This window comes from Streptomyces sp. NPDC048291, assembly GCF_043201715.1.
Classification (GTDB): domain Bacteria; phylum Actinomycetota; class Actinomycetes; order Streptomycetales; family Streptomycetaceae; genus Streptomyces.
On the sequence record NZ_JBICZC010000005.1, the window covers coordinates 273341 to 290877 of the forward strand.

A 17537-nucleotide genomic window follows, 5' to 3' on the forward strand; every position below is an offset into this window, starting at 1 on the left:
GGGCGTGACCACGAACGAGCAGGCGGAACCGTCGTCGCAATCGCCCTCGGACCCGTCGTCCGAGGCATCGGCCCACGACGGCCACCCGCGCCTGAGCCATCTCAGGGACCAGCTCACCGAGCACCACCGCCGGGCCAGGGCGGAGCGCGAGGAAGCGGAGCTGGAGGAGGCCGTCGGGTCGGCGGCCTTCGACCTGGGCGCCGACATCGCGCACCCCGCCCCCGACCATGCGGCAGCCGCCTACGACGTCGACACCGACATCGGCGTCGACCCGCGCTGAGCGGGCCCACCGTCCACCGCCGACAAGGAACCCCCATGACCGACTCCACACCCACCGTCGTCCTGGTGCACGGTGCCTTCGCCGACGCGTCCAGCTTCGCCCGGGTCGTCCCCGAACTGCTGGCCGACGGCCTGAAGGTGCTCGTCCCGGCCGTGCCCAACCGCAGCCTGACCGGCGACTCCGCCTACATCGCCTCGGTGGTCCGGGCGATTCCCGGCCCCGTCGTCCTGGTGGGCCACTCCTACGGCGGTGCCGTCATCACCGTCGCGGGCGCCGAGGACAACGTGCGGGCCCTGGTCTACCTGGCCGGCTACGCCCTGGAGGAGGGCGAGAGCCTCGGCGAGCTGCAGGGCAGGTTCCCGGACTCCGAGCTCGCCTCGGCCCTGGTGTACACGCCGTTCCCGGTCGAGGGCTCGGACGAGCCCGGCACCGACGTCACCGTCGACGCCGACCGGTTCCCCGCGATCTTCGCGGCCGACGTGGACCCGGACCTCGCCCGGGTGCTCGCCGTCTCCCAGCGCCCGCTGGCCGGCGCGGCCTTCGCCGAGGCGGCCCCGGCCGCGGCCTGGAAGACCAAGCCGTCCTGGGGTCTGGTGTCGTCCTCGGACCGCACCATCAACCCCGACGTCGAGCGCTACGGCTACCGGCGCGCCGGCATGACCACGGTCGAGGTCGACTCCTCCCACCTGGTCATGCTCGCCCACCCCGAGAAGGTCGCGGACCTGATCCGCGAGGCCGTCCGGAGCCTCGGTACGGAGTAAACGGCGCACCCCGCAAGGGTGATGCCGAGCGGGCCGCGCACCGGTGCCCACCGGGCGCGGCCCGTCCGCGTGTAGGTACGTTGCCATGCGGATGAAACCGGCGCGGGTACGAGCACGGATGCGATCCCCCTGGACCTGGGCGGCTCTCGCCGCCGCCACGGGAACGTGCGCGACCCTGCCGTTCCTCCTCGCCGGCGGCGATGCTCCCCGCCCGCTCTCGGCGGACGAGGCCCGGCGCCTGGCCCTCACCCCGCTGCGCGCGTACCGGGACAGCCCTGCCGAGGTGACGGTACGGGCTCCGCTGCCCGGCGGTACGGCCGTGGTCCGCGCGGTGGTCGACGAGCACCGGCACCGGGCGGTCGGCTGGTTCGACACCGGGGACGCGGCGGAGCGGGGGCTGCTGGCGTGGGACGGCGCCGGGCTGGAGGTCGCCCGGCCCAGGGCCGACGGCAGCGCGGGCCCGCTGGCGAGACCGGCGTCGACGGCGGAGGCGGTCCGGGACGCCGCCCGGCTGAAGCCGACGGCGTGGATCCGCCGCCGCTACGGGCCCGCTTCGCTGGACACGGCGCTGCGGCTGACCCTGTCCCTGGCCGCCGCCCGCCCGGACGACGCCCGCCGGATCGCCCGGTCCGGCCGCCGCCACGTGGGAACGGACCGGATCGACGGCCGCCGGTACGACGTCTTCTCGGCCGGTGACGTAGCGCTGCGGTACTGGATCGACGGGGCCGGGCGGCTGCGCCGGGTCAGGGAGGACCTGGACGACGACCGCACGATCGTCGTCGACATGACGGGGGCGAGGGTACGGACGGGCGTGCCCGAGGGGCCCTGGCTGAAGGGCTGAGCCGGGTTGCTGCCGGGGGGGGGGACACTCACCGGCGCTCGCCGGGTGCCGCCGCGCCCACCCGTGCCGCCCTGCGGCACGCCTGCCCGCGGCTGGGTTTTTGTCTTTCAGGGGCGCGGGGAACTGCGCGACCAGCCCCCACCGGGTCGCACCCGACGGGCGGCCGCTGTGAACCACCCCACACCACCTGTGAGTTGAGCGAACCGCCTGTGGATCGCCGTACCACTCCCCGACGCGGCTGGTCCGGATGCGAGGATGATGCGCCATGACGGCAGGGTGGTGTGCACGCACGATACGGTCCGCGGTGTTCGCGGCCGTCTGCGTGCTGCTCGCCGCCCTCGGCCACGTCCTGATGTCCGGGAGCCGGGTGCCCGCCTGGGCCCTGGCCACCGCCCTGGCACTCACCGGCGCCCTCGGCTGGACCCTGTCCGGCCGCGAACGCGGGATGACGCTGGTCGTGTCCGCCGCGGTCGGCGCCCAGACGGCCCTGCACTCCGGCTTCTCCGCGGCCCAGGTGTGGTCCACCCATACCGCACCGCCCATGGACATGGCCGCCATGCACATGGGATCGGCACACATGGGGTCGATGCACATGGCCCCCGCCCACACCGACCCCGTCGAATACCTGGGCTTCGGCACCGGCGGTACCGCCTCGACCGGCATGTTCGCCGCCCACCTCCTCGCCGCGCTGCTGTGCGGCCTCTGGCTCGGCCACGGCGAACGCGCGGCGTTCCGCATCGTCCGGGCCGTCGCCGGCCGGCTCGTCGCGCCGCTCCGGCTGCTGCTCGCCCTGCCGGTCACCCCCGAGCGCCCGCGGCTCCGGCCGCGCCGCCGCCGTTCGGACCGGGCACCGCGGCTGCTCCTCCTCGTCCACGCGATCACTTCCCGGGGTCCGCCGGTGCGGACGGCTGTCGCCTGACGACAGCTGGTGTTCCGGGGCCGCCCCTGCGCGCCCCGGACGAACACGGCGGCCGTACGCCCGATCGAGCACCGCGAGCGCCACCGGGCCGTCTCCCCTTTCATCTTCGTCACCGAGGACACCGAGGACACCGAGTGATCACTTCTGTCCTGCCCGCACGCCCTGACGCGGCCGAGAAGCGTGACGCGTCGATCACGGCCTGGGCGCTCGCCGCCCGGTCCGGCGACACGGCCGCCGTGGACGCGTTCGTACGGGCTCTGCACCGCGACGTCCTCCGGTACGTCGCCCATCTCTGCGCCGACCCGCAGGCCGTCGACGACCTCGCGCAGGACACGTTCCTGCGCGCGCTGGGCAGCCTGCACCGGTTCGAAGGCCATGGCTCGGCCCGCTCCTGGCTGCTGTCGATCGCCCGCCGGGCCGTCGTGGACAGCCACCGGTACGCCGCCGCCAGGCCCCGCCCGGCGGACGTCCCCGACTGGCAGCAGGCCGTCGAGCGGGCCCAGCCGCACGGGCTGCCCGGGTTCGACGACGGCGTCGCGCTGCTCGACCTCCTGGAGGCGCTGCCCGAGGAGCGGCGGGAGGCGTTCGTCCTCACCCAGCTCGTCGGGCTGCCGTACGCGGAGGCCGCCGAGGTCAGCGACTGTCCCGTCGGCACGGTCCGCTCCCGGGTCGCCAGGGCCCGCGAGGCGCTCCGGGATCAGCTGGCCTGAGGAGGACCCTCGGCCGGCTCCCCGAACGCCTTCAGGATGCGCTCGGCGGCCAGTGTCGCCGTCAACGTGCCGTCCCTGACCTCCTGTTCGAGGCCGGGGGCGGTCGCGCGCACCGCGGGGTGGGCGGAGAGCCGGCCGAGCAGCTCGTCCCGGACCATCGACCAGGTCCACCCCACCTGCTGGTCACGCCGCTTCTCCGCGAGCCGCCCGGTGGAGTCGAGCAGCACCCGGTGCTGCTCCAGGCGCTCCCAGACGACATCCAGCCCCGTCGACTCGCGGGCGCTGCAACTCAGCACCGGGGGAGTCCAGAAGGCGTTGTTGCCGTGCATCAGGCGCAGCGCGCCCGCCAGTTCGCGTGCGGCGGAACGGGCGTCGCGCTCGTGCGGGCCGTCCGCCTTGTTGACGGCGATCACGTCGGCCAGCTCCAGGACGCCCTTCTTGATGCCCTGGAGCTGGTCGCCGGTACGGGCGAGGCTGAGCAGCAGGAAGGAGTCGACCATGTCGGCGACCGCGGTCTCCGACTGGCCGACGCCGACCGTCTCGACCAGGATCACGTCGTACCCGGCGGCCTCCATGACCACCATCGACTCCCGGGTCGCCTTCGCGACCCCGCCGAGGGTGCCGGCGCTGGGGGAGGGCCGGACGAAGGCGGCGGGGTCGACCGCCAGCCGCTCCATCCGCGTCTTGTCGCCCAGGATCGAGCCGCCCGTCCGCGTCGACGACGGGTCCACGGCCAGGACCGCGACCCGGTACCCCAGCCCCGTCAGCAGCGTGCCGAACGCGTCGATGAACGTCGACTTGCCCACGCCCGGCACCCCGCTGATGCCGATCCGCCGGGCCCGGCCGCTGTGCGGGAGCAGCTCGGTGAGCAACTCCTGCGCCAGCACCCGGTGCTGTGGCCGGGTGGACTCGACGAGGGTGATGGCGCGGGCGATCACCGCGCGCTTCCCGTCGAGCACACCCTTCACATAGGCGTCGACATCGATCACAGGTCGTGCCCGAGTTCCGCCGACAGCCGCTTCACCAGGTCGTAGGCGGCGTCGGGGATCACCGTCCCGGGCGGGAACACGGCCGTGGCGCCCATCTCCAGGAGGGTCGGCACGTCCTGCGGCGGGATGACACCGCCGACCACGATCATGATGTCCGCCCGGCCCTCCTCGGCGAGCTGCTCGCGCAGCGCCGGTACGAGGGTGAGGTGACCGGCCGCCAGCGAGGACACGCCGACCACGTGGACGTCCGCCTCCACCGCCTGGCGGGCGACCTCCTCCGGGGTCTGGAAGAGCGGGCCGACGTCGACGTCGAAGCCGAGGTCGGCGAAGGCGGTCGCGATCACCTTCTGGCCGCGGTCGTGACCGTCCTGGCCCATCTTGGCGACCAGGATGCGCGGGCGGCGCCCCTCGGCCTCGTCGAACGCGTCGACCAGGGCCCGGGTGCGGTCCACGTCCGGGGACTCGCCTGCTTCGTTGCGGTACACACCGGAGATCGTACGGATCTGGCTCGCGTGCCGGCCGTACACCTTCTCCAGGGCGTCCGAGATCTCGCCGACGGTGGCCTTGGCGCGGGCCGCGTGCACCGCCAGCTCCAGCAGGTTGCCGTCGCCGTCCGCCGCCCGGGTCAGCGCGTCCAGCGCGTCCCGGCACACCGTCTCGTCCCGCTCCGCGCGCAGCCGCCGCAGCTTCTCGATCTGCTGGGCACGCACCGAGGAGTTGTCGACCTTGAGGACGTCGATCTGCTCGTCGCTGTCCACCCGGTACTTGTTGACGCCGATCACCGGCTGCCGCCCCGAGTCGATCCGGGCCTGGGTGCGGGCCGCCGCCTCCTCGATGCGCAGCTTGGGAATGCCGGCGTCGATCGCCTTGGCCATGCCGCCCGCCGCCTCGACCTCCTGGATGTGCGCCCAGGCCTTGCGGGCGAGGTCGTACGTCAGCCGCTCCACGTAGGCGCTGCCGCCCCACGGGTCGATGACCCTCGTCGTCCCCGACTCCTGCTGGATGAGCAGCTGGGTGTTGCGGGCGATCCGCGCCGAGAAGTCCGTCGGCAGCGCGAGGGCCTCGTCCAGGGCGTTGGTGTGCAGCGACTGGGTGTGGCCCTGGGTCGCGGCCATCGCCTCCACGGCCGTACGCGTGACGTTGTTGAAGACGTCCTGCGCGGTCAGCGACCAGCCCGAGGTCTGCGAATGGGTGCGCAGGGAAAGGGACTTGGTGTTCTGCGGCTCGAACTGCGAGACCAGCTTGGCCCACAGCAGCCGGGCCGCGCGCAGCTTGGCGATCTCCATGAAGAAGTTCATGCCGATCGCCCAGAAGAAGGAGAGCCGGGGCGCGAACGCGTCCACGTCCAGGCCGGCCTCGCGTCCCGCCCGGATGTACTCGACGCCGTCCGCGAGCGTGTACGCCAGCTCCAGATCGGCCGTCGCGCCCGCCTCCTGGATGTGGTATCCGGAGATCGAGATCGAGTTGTAGCGGGGCATCCGCTGCGAGGTGTACGCGAAGATGTCGGAGATGATCCGCATCGACGGCTTCGGCGGATAGATGTAGGTGTTGCGGACCATGAACTCCTTGAGGATGTCGTTCTGGATGGTCCCGGCCAGCTTCTCGGGCGGTACGCCCTGTTCCTCCGCCGCCACGATGTAGAGGGCGAGCACGGGGAGCACCGCGCCGTTCATCGTCATCGAGACGGTCATCCGGTCCAGCGGGATGCCGTCGAAGAGCTGGCGCATGTCGTAGATCGAGTCGATGGCCACGCCCGCCATGCCGACGTCACCGGTCACCCGCGGGTGGTCGCTGTCGTAACCCCGGTGCGTGGGCAGGTCGAAGGCGACCGACAGGCCCTTCTGGCCGGCCGCCAGGTTGCGCCGGTAGAACGCGTTGGACTCCTCGGCGGTGGAGAAGCCCGCGTACTGGCGGATGGTCCAGGGCTGGTTGACGTACATCGTCGGGTACGGGCCGCGCAGGTACGGCGCGATGCCCGGGTAGGTCCCGAGGAAGTCCAGGCCCTCCAGGTCGCGGCCGGTGTAGAGCGGCTTGACCCCGATGCCCTCCGGGGTCTCCCACAGCGGCAGGTCACCGCCGGCCGCCCGCCACTCCTCGGGGCTGCCGTCGGTGACGGGGGTCCCCAGCTCGATGCCGGAGAAGTCGGGGATTCCCATCAGGACACTCCCATGCGGTCGAGGGTCTCGGACAGCACGGCCACGGCGTCGCAGCCCGCGAAGACGTACGAGTCGATGCCGGTGTACTCGCCCCGGCCGGCCAGCACCACATGCCGGGCACCGGCCGCCTTCAGCGACTCGGCCTGCTGTGCGGCCTGTTCGGCGTAGAGCGCGTCGCTGGAGCAGAGCACCGCCTCGGCGGCACCGCTCTCCTCGAAGGTGCCCTCGGTGACGGGTTCGATGCCGCCGGCCTGGAAGAGGTTGGCGGCGAAGCCGGCCCGGGCGGTGTACGCGGCGGCCGGGCCGAGCGTCGCCAGGTAGATCCGGGGGCGGCTGCCGGTCGCCGCGAGGTGGGCGTCCGAGCGGGCGCGCAGCTCCTCGTAGGCCTCGTCGCGGCGGACCCGGGGGAGGCCGCCCGACGGCGGCTCGGGGGCGGGCTCGCGCACGACCGGCTTCTCGGCGAGGAACGGGAACTCGCTGACGCCGGTGACGGGTTCGCGGCGCCTGGCGAGCTTCTTGGAGCGCTCGGCCCAGGTGGTCGCCAGGTCGGTGCGCAGCCGGCCGGAACGGAGTACGGCCGCCTGGCCGCCGTCCCGCTCGATGCTGCGGAAGAACTCCCAGCCAGCGTGGGCGAGTTCGTCGGTGAGCTTCTCCACGTACCAGGAGCCGCCCGCCGGGTCGACGACCCGGGCCAGGTGGGACTCCTCGATGAGGATCGTCGAGGTGTTGCGGGCGATCCGGCGGGCGAACGCGTCCGGCAGGCCGATCGCGTGGTCGAACGGCAGGACGGTGACGGAGTCGGCGCCGCCCACCCCGGCGGCCAGCGTCGCGACCGTCGTACGGAGCATGTTCACCCACGGGTCACGGCGGCTCATCATCACCGGCGAGGTGACGGCGTGCTGCACCTGTGCGCCCGCGTCCGTGGCCCCGCTGACCTCGGCGACCCGCGCCCACAGCCGGCGCGCGGCGCGCAGCCTGGCGATCGTCAGGAACTGGTCGGCGGTGGCCGCGTACCGGAACTCCAGCTGGGCCAGGGCCTGTTCGACGCCCAGCCCGGCCTCCGTCAGCTCGCGCAGGTACGCCACCCCGGTGGCCAGCGAGGCAGCCAGCTCCTGCGCGGCCGAGCCGCCCGCCTCGTGGTAGGGCAGCGCGTCCACGGTCAGCGCGCGCAGGCCGGGGAACTCCGCGGCGCAGCGCTTCGCCAGCTCGGCGACGGGGGCGAAGGGGAGGGCGGTGCCGGTGCGGGCCTCGTACCCCAGTGGGTCGGCGCCCAGGTTGCCGCGTACCGCCTCGGGGGCGACGCCCCTCTCGTCGTACAGCCGGAACAGCTCGGCCGCCGCCGCCTCGGTGTCCCGGCCGGCGTCCAGGACCACCGGGGCGAGGTCCAGGTAGACGCCGTCGAGGGCGCGGGCGAGGCCGGGCACCGGGATGCCGCCCCGGCCCACGAGCAGCCAGAGCGAGGTGACGCCGTTCTCCAGGTCGGCGAGGAGCGCGCCGTCGGGAGCCGCCGCGTGCCGCTGCCGTACGTCCCAGCCGCCCGCGGTACCGCCCTCCGGACGGCCGCCGCGCACGTACGGCGCGAAGCCGGGCAGACCGGGGTCGGGCGCGGTGTCGCGCGCGGTGTACAGGGGACGGGTGCGCAGCCCGTCCTCCAGCGTCGTGGACAGGGCGTCCTCGGCGGCCTCGCCCGAGACTTCCCTGCCGGACTTGCGCAGCACACCCTCGACCAGGCGTTGCCACTGCTCTTGCGTCGCGGCGGGGAACTCGGCGGCCAGTGAGAGCCCGTCGTCAGGCAGGACCGTCATGCTCGGATGCTAGGGCAGAGCGCCAAAAGTGCACGGGTGGCAGGGCTGTGACCTTGCCCTCCCCGTGGCTGTGACCTGTGCCTCCCGGGGGTGAAGTGGCCTGATTCGTGCGGTCAGGGCGTGTCGTCGGCGAGCTCCGGGATCAGCGCGCACAGCGCCTCGCGCTGCTCCGGACCGATGACGTGGCCGACCGCCTGTGCCACCGTCCCGGCGAGCGCGGCGGAGGCGTCCTGGATCTGCCGGCGGGCCTTGTCGGTGAGGGCGACCTCGATGCCCCGCTTGTCGCCGCAGGCGGCCTTGCGGGTGACGAGACCGGCGTGCTGGAGGCAGGCGATCTGGTAGGTGAGGCGGGTCTTGGGGCGGCCCAGGAGTTCGGCGATCCGGGTCATCCGCAGACCCTCGCGAGGCAGTTCGGCCAGCAGGCACAGGATCAGGAACTCGTCGTGCGAGACGTCCAGCGTCTCCTTCACGACCGACCGCAGCCGCTGCTCCACCGCACCCGTCGCGGCCAGCAGCAACATCCAGGCGCGCAGCTCGGCCGGGAGCAGCCCGCCGCCCGCGTGGGACGGACATTCGGGCAGCTCTGCGGGGTGTTCCTGGTCGGCGGCCATGGCATCGAGTCTACCTGTTGTCCAAATTTGGATAGTGGGCTAACGTGCAGGCACATCGCAGTCATCCAAATTTGAACCATCAATGGATCGGAGTACGGCCATGACCGTCACCGTGGAAACCGGCCTCTGGCAGCTCGACCCGACCGCCTCCACCGTCGCCGTCCGGCACAAGACCTTCTGGGGCCTGGTCGCCGTCAAGGGCACCTTCGCGGGCGTCGGCGGCCGGGGCGAGGTGGCCGCCGACGGCACCGCCAGCGGCACCCTGTCGATCGACGCGACCTCGCTGGACACCAAGAACAAGAAGCGCGACGACCACCTGCGCTCGGCCGACTTCTTCGACGCCGACAACCACCCGGAGATCACCTTCGCGGTGCGCAGCGCCCGGCACACCGGTGACGAGGTGCAGGTCGACGGTCAGCTGACCGTCCGGGGCATCAGCAGGCCACAGAAGGCCACCGCGAAGCTGGTCTCGGCGGACGACGACGCGCTCACGCTGGAGGCCGAGTTCCAGGTGGTGCGCGAGGAGTTCGGCATCACCTTCAACCAGATGGGCATGATGGGCGGCCCGACCACGGTCACCGCCACCCTCCGCTTCACCCGCACGGCGGCCTGAAGCCCCCCGTAAGGGGCGCTGGGGGTCCCCCCGGCCGAAGGTTGGGGGAGGAACTGCGCCATCAGCCACGACGGCGCCGCAGCCGACTGGCGACCGGAACGTTCAGCGGACCGTCCGGCTGAGCCTGACGTCCTGGCTGGACAGTGTCTGCGGATCCGCGGTGAACGCACGCAGCCGGATCCGGGTGCTCGGTTTGACGGGGATGCCGAACCTGCCGTTCGACGGCCTGAGTTCGACACTCGCCGTGCTGTGCCCGGGGATCGTCGCAGGACCCCGCACCAGCAGCCAGTACTTGCTCATGCCCTGGCCGGTGGTGAGCGTGTAGTGCGGGGTGAGCGGCACGCTCCCCGTGTTGACCACCTTCAGCGTCATCGCCCTGACCACCGAGGCCTGGTGCGCGGCCCGGCGCAGCGCGGTGATCTCCATCCGCAGCGGCGGCCGGCCGGACACCGCGAGCGCCGCGCTCACCAGCGCCGGGGTGAGCAGCAGGGCGACCGTCACGGCCAGGGCGGGGCGGCGGCGGGGGCCGGTCAGCAGGGCCGGACGCGGCTGCCAGGCGTGCTCGAACTCGGACAGCGGTGCGGTGACCGCCGCCGCCAGCCACAGCGGGGTCATCAGCAGGTAGTAGCCGTCCTGGGAACGGGTCGCCAGGAAGAAGGCGAGCCACGGCAGCACGGTCGCGGCCGGCCCGAGCCGGCGCACGAAGAGCACGAACAGGGCCAGCAGGGCCGCCGCGAGGAGCATGCTCGCGTGCGAGTACCAGTCGATGCGGTCGCTGCCGTTCGTGTAGTAGAGCGTGATGTCCACCAGGCCCTGGCCGTGCACCACGGCACCCTGGGTGAGCGGCAGCGCGATCCCGCCCAGCCAGCGGCCGGGCTCGGACACGATGAAGTACGTGTTGATCAGCAGCCACACCGTGACGGCCGCCCCGGCGAACCGCAGGACCACCAGCGCGGCGGCCCGGCCGCCGAGTTCCCCGCGCCGCACCGCGTAGATGCCGGCCAGCAGGAACGGCGTGACGAACCACGGCAGTTGCTGCGCCGCGCACGCGGCCCCGAGGCACGCGGCCCGCGCGATCCCGGCCCATCCCAGCCGCCCGCCCTGACCGATCCGCGGCCAGCGCACCACCACCGGCATCAGCAGCGCCAGGGCGATCACCGCCGGGTAGCCGACCCGGGAGTACGTGGCGAGGAAGCCGAAGCCCAGGCAGGACAGGGTCGCCGCCGAACGCCACGGCACCGGGAGCATCCGCCACAGCACGACCGTGCCGGTGATCAGGGCGCCCGCGCACACCGCCGTCGCGGGGGCGCCGTGGTGGCCGAGCCAGAGGAACGGGACGGTCAGCAGCGGGGCCAGCGGGGGATAGCCGTAGGTGTAGTCGTAGCTGCCGCCTATCGTCGGCGTGAGGGCGACGCCCTTGCCGCCGAACAGCCAGGGCCAGGGCTGTCCGTACACCGGGTGGCCGGCTAGGAGCTCCCTGGCCGCCTGGGTGGTGAGGACGCCCTCGTCGCCGCCGTTGTGGTTCAGCACCCAGGTGCACAGTGCCAGCACCACCGCCGTGACCAGGACCACCAGGTCGAGGCGGGCCAGCGACCGGGTGCTGCGGACGGTCAGCGTCAGCACGCCGGTCATGAGGATCGAGACGTAGCAGAGGGAGATCAGGGCCGCCAGGACCTGGTGGTGGGTCACCGCCTGCGTCCACACCGAGCGGGTGCCGATGAACAGACCGATGTCGGCGAGGAGGGTCAGGACCCGGTGCCAGGGGGCGGGGGCTCCGGCGTCGCCCGGAGCGGCGGACACCGCCGACTGTGTCCGCCGGTCGGGTGTCACCTGTTGTGTTTCTGCCAAGTGCACGCACCGGACGGTAATCGCGGGCGGTGAGCGGGGCGCCACAGGAGGAGAAGAGTCCGGTGTGAGGGCGGTAAGAAGCCCCCAATGCGCGGCAATCGCCTGAATAGTGACAAGAACCCTTCATTCGTACAAGGCCACCAGGAAACGCTCGCGCCTCGTGTCGCTGTTGGGCCGAACGGGTGACTTGGCGTAAGAATTGGCTGGTGCAGGCATCGAGTGCGAGTCAGGTCGGGGGGAGCCGGTGAGCCGTTACGACGTCACCGATGAACAGTGGGAGGGGCTCGCCCAGGTGGTGCCGCTGCGGGGCCGCGACGCCTGGCCGTCGGCGGTGGGCCATCGGGCGCTGCCGGACGCGGAGACGGAGACGCGCCGCCGTTTCGTCGTCCTGCGGGTCAACGTCTTCGCCGACGCCCGCGACGTCGCCGAGACGCTGATGGCCGGGATACCGGTCCTGCTCGACCTCACCGGCGCCGAGACGGAGGTCGCCAAGCGCGTCCTCGACTTCAGCACGGGCGTGGTCTTCGGCCTGGCCAGCGGAATGCACCGGGTCGACCGCAACGTCTTCCTCCTCACCCCGCCCGGCACGGAGGTCGGCGGGCTGATGCAGGGCGCGGGGGCCTCCGGGAGCTGACGGCCGGTACGGCGGGGAGTCCGGACCGATCCGTGATTCCGTGATCCCGTGATCCTGTGTTCCCGTGTTCCGTGGCACGGCCGGGCATCCCCCGATCGAAGGAAGGGTGCGCGGGCGGAACGGTTCGCCGGTCGGCCGGAGGCCTACGGTCCGCATATGGCCGTGCCCCCCGCCTCGTCCGCGTCCCGCCCTTCCTCTTCTCCGTCCGCCCGCTCCGCTTCGGGTGACACGTCGGCCCCGCCGCCGTCGCTGCCACTGACACCGCCGCCCGAAGACGGCGTGGCGTCGGAGGTGCCGGTGTCAGCGGTGGTGTCGGCGGCGGCGGTGGCGCCGAACGCGCCGAACGTGCCGAACGTGCCGACGGGGTCCGCCGGTTCGGCTCCCGAGCGGACCCGCCCGGCCCGCTCCGGCGCGCCCGCCGCGCCGTCGGAGACCGTCCCGCGCGCCCGCTCGGGCCGCCGGGAGACACCACCGGCCACCGCACCCGCTCCCCGCAGGGCGTCTGCTCCCGGCCCGGCGCCCGCCCCCACCCCCCGTCGTGACCCCCGCCCCCGCGTCACCGAGCTTCGGCTCGCCGCCTTCGCCCGGCACCGTGGCGCGACCTTTCCGGTCGGGCAGGTCACCCTGTTCACCGGGCCCAGCGGGAGCGGGAAGAGCACGGCGCTCGCGGCCTACGAGGCGCTCGCCCGCCTCGGGGGCGGGGCCGTGCTCGCGGAGGTGTTCCCCGACCCGGGCGCGCTGGTGCCGGAGCAGGCCCGGCCCGACGCGCAGCGGCGCCGGGGGTTCCGCATCGGCTGCACGGCCGACGGCGCCGAGGGACCGGTACGGCTCGACCTCGCCGTCCAGGCCGAGCCCGAACTGCGCGTCGTCGGCGAACGGCTGACCGCGGGCGGCCTCGTGCTCCTGGAGACCGCGCTGCGCGACCCGAGCCGCCCCGCCGTGCAGGCCGCCTGGCACACCGCGGGCTCCGCGCCGGTGACCCGGGCGCCGCTCCCCGACGACCGCCTCGGCACCGCCCTGCTGCCGCTGCGCGTCGCCGGGAAGACGGACGGGCAGCGGCAGGTCCTCGCCGCCGCCGAGCAGATGGTCGTCGCCCTGCGGTCGGTGTTCCCCTGCGACCCGCGGCCCGACGGCATGCGCGCCCCCGTCCGCACCGGCTCCGGCCGGCTGCTGCGCGGCTGCGACAACCTGGCCGACGTCCTGTGGCGCACCCGCGCCGAATGCGGCCGCCGGCACGGCCTGCTCGTCGACGCGGTGCGCACCGGCTGTGCGGGCCCCGTCGCCGACCTGCTCGCCGAACCGCTCGGCGACGGCACGGTACGGGCCCTCCTCGACCGCGGCGACGGCCGGCGCACGGAACTGGAGCGGCTCGGCGACGGCGAACTGCGCTACCTCGCCCTCGCCCTGGTCCTCTTCACCGGCCCCGGCGTCCTCGCGGTCGACGCCCCCGGCGAGGTGCCCGACGCCATGCGCGGCCTCACCGTCCTCGCCGACGGCTTCGACCGCGCCCTCGACCCGGGCCAGCGCGCCGAACTCCTGCGTACGGCCGTCCTGATGGGCGAGCGCGGCCACATCCGGCTGGTCGGCGCGGTGAGCGACGCGTCATGGGCCGAGGGGGCCGGGGCGATCACAGTGGTACACCTGGAGGCGTGACCGACGAACCCCTCGACGTGGCGGGACTCCAGCGCCGGCTGGCCGAGTTCGCCGCCGCCCGCGACTGGCGGCAGTACCACAACCCCAAGAACCTGGCCTCCGCCCTCAGCGTGGAGGCCTCCGAACTGGTCGAGATCTTCCAGTGGTTGACCCCGGAGGAGTCGTCCCGGGTGATGGCCGATCCCGGCACCGCCCACCGGGTCGCGGACGAGGTCGCCGACGTCCTCGCCTATCTCCTCCAGCTCTGCGACGTCCTGGACGTCGACCCGCTGGCCGCGCTGGCCGCGAAGATCGACCGCAACGAGGAGCGGTTCCCGCCCCTCTGACGGGCCGCAGGGAGGGCGCCGACGAGGAGCACGGCACTCCGGTTTAACGCTCAGTAGCAGCAACCCGCCCGAATCCGAATTGTTGTCCACAGATTTCCGTCTTCCCCTGGCTCCACGTCTCAGCAACCCTCACTCTGGGTAGTGAACTACTGAGTGCGGCAAGGCAGTTCGGACCGACGGGGACGGGGCGACGGATGGACGCGATGCGGCTCATCGTGGCGAGCAGACGGGCGCTGGCGCACGGCGCGGGCGTTCCGGAGTTGATGACCGAGGTGTGGCAGGCCCAGGCCCTGGCCCAGGCGATCGGCAGCCGGCTGGCCGTCTCCGGCCCGCCCGAACTGCGCGGCGAGGCCCTCGGCCTGACCGAGCTGGCGGGCCGGGGCTGCGGCGTGCTGGGCACCCCCGACCTGGACCCCGGCACCCTGCGCGCCGCCCAGCTCACCGAACTGGACGACGCCCGCCTGACTTTGCTGAGCCTCGGCGGCCTTCTCGCCGAGGCCGGCATCGCCCTGGTCGGCATGGCCAGCGCCGCGGCCGACGAGGCGACGTACTGGCAGTGCATGGAGGCCATCGACGCGGCCGACGAGTCCAGGGACCGGGTCCTGGAGATGCTCCGCAAGCTGGCGGCCCGGGAGGAGGTCCGCGACGGGTGAGCGTTCCGCTCGAAGAGCCGCCCTGTGTGGTCTGCCGTCTGCGGCGCCGTCGTGGCTGGTCGCGCAGTTCCCCGCGCCCCTAAAAGCACCGGGGTGACCGCCCCCTTCAGGGGCGCGGGGAACTGCGCGAACAGCCCCCACCGGCCCGCGGACGAACGCACGGCCCAGCTCACCTCGCCCGGCAGCCCTAGGGCCTCGGACGTGCCTCTCGGCCGAGGTCGGCCGCTTCCCTCGCGGGTCGCTGCAGGTCCGCGTCCAGTGCGGAAAGGTCCGCGTTCAACGCCGCCATGAGTTCCTCCATCTGCTGGAGCAGCCCCTTCGGCTGACCGGACGGGGGGCGACCCTGCTGTGGAACGGACTCTTCGGTCAAGACGGCCTCCTCGGCCCCCCGGCCCGCCGTCGGCGGCGGGCCACGAACGACGCGCGGCGACGGCGACCGTCCGGCGCGGGTGCCGGACGGCCCGGCACCCCCCACCCAACGATCACCGCACAGGCCGGTCACTGGCCCGCGCCGCCCGGCGGCCCCGCCGTTGACGACATTCACCCGAGGGTGGACGCCCGCGACAGGCGGTGCCGATGCGGCTGACGGGGCGGGGGCCGTGCAGGATAGGTGTATGGACCTTCGTATCTTCACCGAGCCCCAGCAGGGCGCGAGCTACGACACCCTCCTCACCGTCGCCAAGGCCACCGAAGACCTCGGTTTCGACGCCTTCTTCCGCTCCGACCACTATCTGAAGATGGGTGACGGGGACGGCCTGCCCGGCCCCACCGACGCCTGGATCACCCTCGCCGGACTCGCCCGCGAGACCAAGCGGATCCGCCTCGGCACCCTCATGACCGCCGGAACCTTCCGGCTGCCCGGCGTGCTCGCCATCCAGGTCGCCCAGGTCGACCAGATGTCCGGCGGCCGGGTCGAACTCGGCCTCGGCGCGGGCTGGTTCGAGGAAGAGCACAAGGCGTACGGCATCCCCTTCCCGAAGGAGAAGTTCGGCCGCCTGGAGGAGCAGCTGGCGATCGTCACCGGGCTCTGGGAGACCAAGCTCGGCGACACCTTCGACTTCCACGGCACCTACTACGACCTCACCGGCTCGCCCGCGCTGCCCAAGCCCGCCCAGGCGCGGATCCCGGTGCTGATCGGCGGCCACGGCGCAAGCCGCACCCCGAAGCTGACCGCGCGGTACGCCGACGAGTTCAACATGCCGTTCGCCTCGGTCGAGGACAGCGACCGGCAGTTCGGCCGGGTGCGGGACGCCGTCGAGGCGGCAGGGCGCGGGGCGGACGAACTGACGTACTCCAACGCCCTCGTGGTCTGCGTCGGCAAGGACGACCAGGAGGTCGCACGGCGCGCCGCCGCGATCGGCCGCGAGGTCGCCGAACTGAAGGAGAACGGCCTGGCCGGCACCCCCGCCGAGGTCGTCGAGAAGATCGGCCGCTACGCCGAGATCGGCTCCCGCCGCTTCTACCTCCAGATCCTCGACCTCTCCGACCTGGACCACCTGGAGCTGATCTCCGCCCAGGTCCAGTCGCAGCTGTCGTAACCGGCCGGGACCGCGCATCCGGCCGGCTGTGACACGGCTGTGACCGGAGCTATGGCTTCCGTCACAGTCACCCGGCGTCCGCCCTGATGAGGTGGCCGGATGCGCAGACCCCGCCCTCGTCTCCTCGTCCCTGCCGCCGCCCTCCTCCTGGCCACGGCCTGCGGCACGGAGCATCCGGCCACCGGCGGCGGAGTCGGCGCGGCCGTCCCGACACCCCGCGCCACCGTCACCGACCCCCCGGTGGACGGCGTCCGGATCACCTCGGTCACCATCCCCGCCGCCTCCCCGACCCCGTCCGCCACTCTGGGCTCGGTGCACGCGGACCCGCTGCCCGGCGACTCCGGCATCTCCGCCGCCTACCAGGTCGGCAACGACGGCGACGAGGCCATGACCTACACCGTGCTCTTCGCCTTCACCACGGACACCGGCGAGGTCATGGGCAACAAGAAGGTGACCGTGCCCGGGGTCCGGGCGGGCCGCAGCACCGCCGGCACCGTCGAACTGGGCGTGCTCGCCCCCGGCGCATCCTCGGTGACCCGGGTGAAGGTGGCCGAGGTGACCAAGGTCCCCGCCGACGAGGCACCGACCGAGACGGGCGCCTGCCCCGCCTCCGGGGTGCGGCTGTGGGCCGACGCCGGCGACGCCGCGATGGGCCTGCGGGTCGTCGGACTCCACCTGGAGAACTGCGGGAAGCGGGACTACACGCTCGACGGCTACCCGTCGCTGAGCCTGCTGGACGACGACCGCGAACCCGTCGACGGCATCCGCATCCTGCACGGCGGCGCCGCCATCGCCATGGGAACCGGCTTCGACGACCCGCCGAGCCCGCTGGTCCTGAAGCACGGCGAGGCCGCCCTCTCCGGCCTGATCTGGCGCAACACGACCCTGGCGGGCACCGCCGTGAACGTGCCCTACGTCCGCGTCCTGGCGAAGCCCGGCGCCGCGCCGGTGACGGTCACCCCCGGCCTGGACCTCGGCACCACGGGAAAGCTCGCGGTCGGCGCCTGGAAACGCGCCGACGGCTGAGCGGGGCCGGCAGCGCCCCGTAAGGGGCGCGGGGAACTGCGCGACCAGCCACGGCGCCGCAGCCGACCGACAGCACATCGCGGTACGTGCCGGCCGGAAATTCCGCGCACCCACCCCGCGAACCTAGGTACGTTGGAACCGCGAACAAGCGCGCGACCAGCGCATTCGCACCCT

The 17537-nt window shown here is 73.3% G+C and carries 19 protein-coding genes; 13 read left to right on the forward strand and 6 right to left on the reverse strand.

Annotation, left to right across the window (positions count from 1 at the left end):
- Positions 1–4 precede the first annotated feature (4 nt).
- The 6 genes from ACGF5O_RS15190 to ACGF5O_RS15215 all read left to right on the forward strand — a co-directional run bounded on the left by ACGF5O_RS15190 (position 5) and on the right by ACGF5O_RS15215 (position 3511).
- Positions 5–280 (forward strand): hypothetical protein, encoded by a 276-nt coding sequence (locus ACGF5O_RS15190; RefSeq protein ID WP_393810330.1) that lies wholly within the window; start codon positions 5–7, stop codon positions 278–280.
- A 35-nt stretch (positions 281–315) separates the two neighbouring features.
- Positions 316–1041 (forward strand): alpha/beta fold hydrolase, encoded by a 726-nt coding sequence (locus ACGF5O_RS15195; protein WP_393810331.1) that lies wholly within the window; start codon positions 316–318, stop codon positions 1039–1041.
- 118 nt (positions 1042–1159) lie between these two features.
- The gene (locus ACGF5O_RS15200) at positions 1160–1882 is read left to right on the forward strand and encodes a hypothetical protein (protein ID WP_393810332.1); all 723 of its coding nucleotides are present in this window, start codon (positions 1160–1162) and stop codon (positions 1880–1882) included.
- A 265-nt stretch (positions 1883–2147) separates the two neighbouring features.
- On the forward strand, positions 2148–2801 hold the full coding sequence (locus ACGF5O_RS15205) for a hypothetical protein (RefSeq protein ID WP_393810333.1): 654 nt from the start codon (positions 2148–2150) through the stop codon (positions 2799–2801).
- A gap of 9 nt (positions 2802–2810) precedes the next feature.
- The gene (locus tag ACGF5O_RS15210; protein WP_393810334.1) at positions 2811–2939 is read left to right on the forward strand and encodes a hypothetical protein; all 129 of its coding nucleotides are present in this window, start codon (positions 2811–2813) and stop codon (positions 2937–2939) included.
- Positions 2936–3511 carry a sigma-70 family RNA polymerase sigma factor gene (locus ACGF5O_RS15215; protein ID WP_393810335.1) on the forward strand — a complete coding sequence of 192 codons (576 nt, stop codon included), beginning with the start codon at positions 2936–2938 and terminating at the stop codon, positions 3509–3511. Before ACGF5O_RS15210 ends, ACGF5O_RS15215 begins: the two co-directional genes overlap by 4 nt.
- On the opposite strand, the gene meaB is transcribed toward ACGF5O_RS15215, so the two are convergent.
- The 4 genes from meaB to ACGF5O_RS15235 all read right to left on the reverse strand — a co-directional run bounded on the left by meaB (position 3499) and on the right by ACGF5O_RS15235 (position 9072).
- Positions 3499–4500 carry a methylmalonyl Co-A mutase-associated GTPase MeaB gene (gene meaB / locus ACGF5O_RS15220; protein ID WP_393810336.1) on the reverse strand — a complete coding sequence of 334 codons (1002 nt, stop codon included), beginning with the start codon at positions 4498–4500 and terminating at the stop codon, positions 3499–3501. The genes ACGF5O_RS15215 and meaB overlap by 13 nt on opposite strands.
- Positions 4497–6656, reverse strand: a complete 2160-nt coding sequence (gene scpA, locus ACGF5O_RS15225) for a methylmalonyl-CoA mutase (RefSeq protein WP_393810337.1) — start codon at positions 6654–6656, stop codon at positions 4497–4499. Before scpA ends, meaB begins: the two co-directional genes overlap by 4 nt.
- A complete protein-coding gene (locus ACGF5O_RS15230) occupies positions 6656–8461 on the reverse strand; it encodes a methylmalonyl-CoA mutase family protein (RefSeq protein ID WP_393810338.1) in 1806 nt (601 codons plus the stop codon). Before ACGF5O_RS15230 ends, scpA begins: the two co-directional genes overlap by 1 nt.
- Positions 8462–8574: 113 nt before the next feature.
- Positions 8575–9072, reverse strand: coding sequence for a MarR family winged helix-turn-helix transcriptional regulator (locus tag ACGF5O_RS15235; protein ID WP_393810339.1), 498 nt, complete (start codon positions 9070–9072; stop codon positions 8575–8577).
- 100 nt (positions 9073–9172) lie between these two features.
- Between ACGF5O_RS15235 and ACGF5O_RS15240 the strand changes: the two genes are divergently transcribed.
- Positions 9173–9685 (forward strand): YceI family protein, encoded by a 513-nt coding sequence (locus ACGF5O_RS15240; RefSeq protein WP_393810340.1) that lies wholly within the window; start codon positions 9173–9175, stop codon positions 9683–9685.
- Positions 9686–9787: 102 nt separating this feature from the next.
- Here the strand turns inward: ACGF5O_RS15240 and ACGF5O_RS15245 are convergent, their stop codons facing one another.
- Positions 9788–11485: a hypothetical protein gene (locus ACGF5O_RS15245; protein ID WP_393810341.1), complete on the reverse strand. Its 1698-nt coding sequence runs from the start codon at positions 11483–11485 to the stop codon at positions 9788–9790.
- A 292-nt stretch (positions 11486–11777) separates the two neighbouring features.
- On the opposite strand from ACGF5O_RS15245, the gene ACGF5O_RS15250 reads away from it, so the two are divergent.
- From ACGF5O_RS15250 to ACGF5O_RS15265, 4 genes are all read left to right on the forward strand, one after another.
- Positions 11778–12167, forward strand: coding sequence for a cell division protein SepF (locus ACGF5O_RS15250; protein ID WP_393810342.1), 390 nt, complete (start codon positions 11778–11780; stop codon positions 12165–12167).
- Positions 12168–12491: 324 nt separating this feature from the next.
- Positions 12492–13820 carry an ATP-binding protein gene (locus ACGF5O_RS15255; RefSeq protein WP_393810621.1) on the forward strand — a complete coding sequence of 443 codons (1329 nt, stop codon included), beginning with the start codon at positions 12492–12494 and terminating at the stop codon, positions 13818–13820.
- Positions 13772–14146: a nucleotide pyrophosphohydrolase gene (locus ACGF5O_RS15260; protein ID WP_393810343.1), complete on the forward strand. Its 375-nt coding sequence runs from the start codon at positions 13772–13774 to the stop codon at positions 14144–14146. Before ACGF5O_RS15255 ends, ACGF5O_RS15260 begins: the two co-directional genes overlap by 49 nt.
- Positions 14147–14340: 194 nt before the next feature.
- Entirely contained in the window at positions 14341–14799 is a 459-nt protein-coding gene (locus ACGF5O_RS15265) for a DUF6099 family protein (RefSeq protein ID WP_393810344.1), read from the forward strand.
- A 187-nt stretch (positions 14800–14986) separates the two neighbouring features.
- Here ACGF5O_RS15265 and ACGF5O_RS15270 read toward each other — a convergent pair whose 3' ends face one another.
- Positions 14987–15169: a hypothetical protein gene (locus ACGF5O_RS15270; protein ID WP_393810345.1), complete on the reverse strand. Its 183-nt coding sequence runs from the start codon at positions 15167–15169 to the stop codon at positions 14987–14989.
- Between the two features lie 244 nt (positions 15170–15413).
- On the opposite strand from ACGF5O_RS15270, the gene ACGF5O_RS15275 reads away from it, so the two are divergent.
- Positions 15414–16337 (forward strand): LLM class F420-dependent oxidoreductase, encoded by a 924-nt coding sequence (locus ACGF5O_RS15275; RefSeq protein WP_393810346.1) that lies wholly within the window; start codon positions 15414–15416, stop codon positions 16335–16337.
- A 99-nt stretch (positions 16338–16436) separates the two neighbouring features.
- Complete coding sequence (locus tag ACGF5O_RS15280) at positions 16437–17363, forward strand: DUF4232 domain-containing protein (protein WP_393810347.1); 927 nt, start codon at positions 16437–16439, stop codon at positions 17361–17363.
- The last annotated feature ends 174 nt before the right edge of the window (positions 17364–17537 follow it).

What these genes read in the sequence shown, in the direction of transcription:
- ACGF5O_RS15195 (WP_393810331.1), top strand. Translation starts at nt 316, where the DNA reads ATGACCGACTCCACACCCACCGTCGTCCTGGTGCACGGTGCCTTCGCC.
- ACGF5O_RS15200 (WP_393810332.1), top strand. Translation starts at nt 1,160, where the DNA reads ATGCGATCCCCCTGGACCTGGGCGGCTCTCGCCGCCGCCACGGGAACG.
- ACGF5O_RS15205 (WP_393810333.1), top strand. Translation starts at nt 2,148, where the DNA reads ATGACGGCAGGGTGGTGTGCACGCACGATACGGTCCGCGGTGTTCGCG.
- scpA (WP_393810337.1), bottom strand. Translation starts at nt 6,656, where the DNA reads ATGGGAATCCCCGACTTCTCCGGCATCGAGCTGGGGACCCCCGTCACC.
- ACGF5O_RS15230 (WP_393810338.1), bottom strand. Translation starts at nt 8,461, where the DNA reads ATGACGGTCCTGCCTGACGACGGGCTCTCACTGGCCGCCGAGTTCCCC.
- ACGF5O_RS15235 (WP_393810339.1), bottom strand. Translation starts at nt 9,072, where the DNA reads ATGGCCGCCGACCAGGAACACCCCGCAGAGCTGCCCGAATGTCCGTCC.
- ACGF5O_RS15240 (WP_393810340.1), top strand. Translation starts at nt 9,173, where the DNA reads ATGACCGTCACCGTGGAAACCGGCCTCTGGCAGCTCGACCCGACCGCC.
- ACGF5O_RS15260 (WP_393810343.1), top strand. Translation starts at nt 13,772, where the DNA reads ATGGGCCGAGGGGGCCGGGGCGATCACAGTGGTACACCTGGAGGCGTG.
- ACGF5O_RS15265 (WP_393810344.1), top strand. Translation starts at nt 14,341, where the DNA reads ATGGACGCGATGCGGCTCATCGTGGCGAGCAGACGGGCGCTGGCGCAC.
- ACGF5O_RS15275 (WP_393810346.1), top strand. Translation starts at nt 15,414, where the DNA reads ATGGACCTTCGTATCTTCACCGAGCCCCAGCAGGGCGCGAGCTACGAC.
- ACGF5O_RS15280 (WP_393810347.1), top strand. Translation starts at nt 16,437, where the DNA reads ATGCGCAGACCCCGCCCTCGTCTCCTCGTCCCTGCCGCCGCCCTCCTC.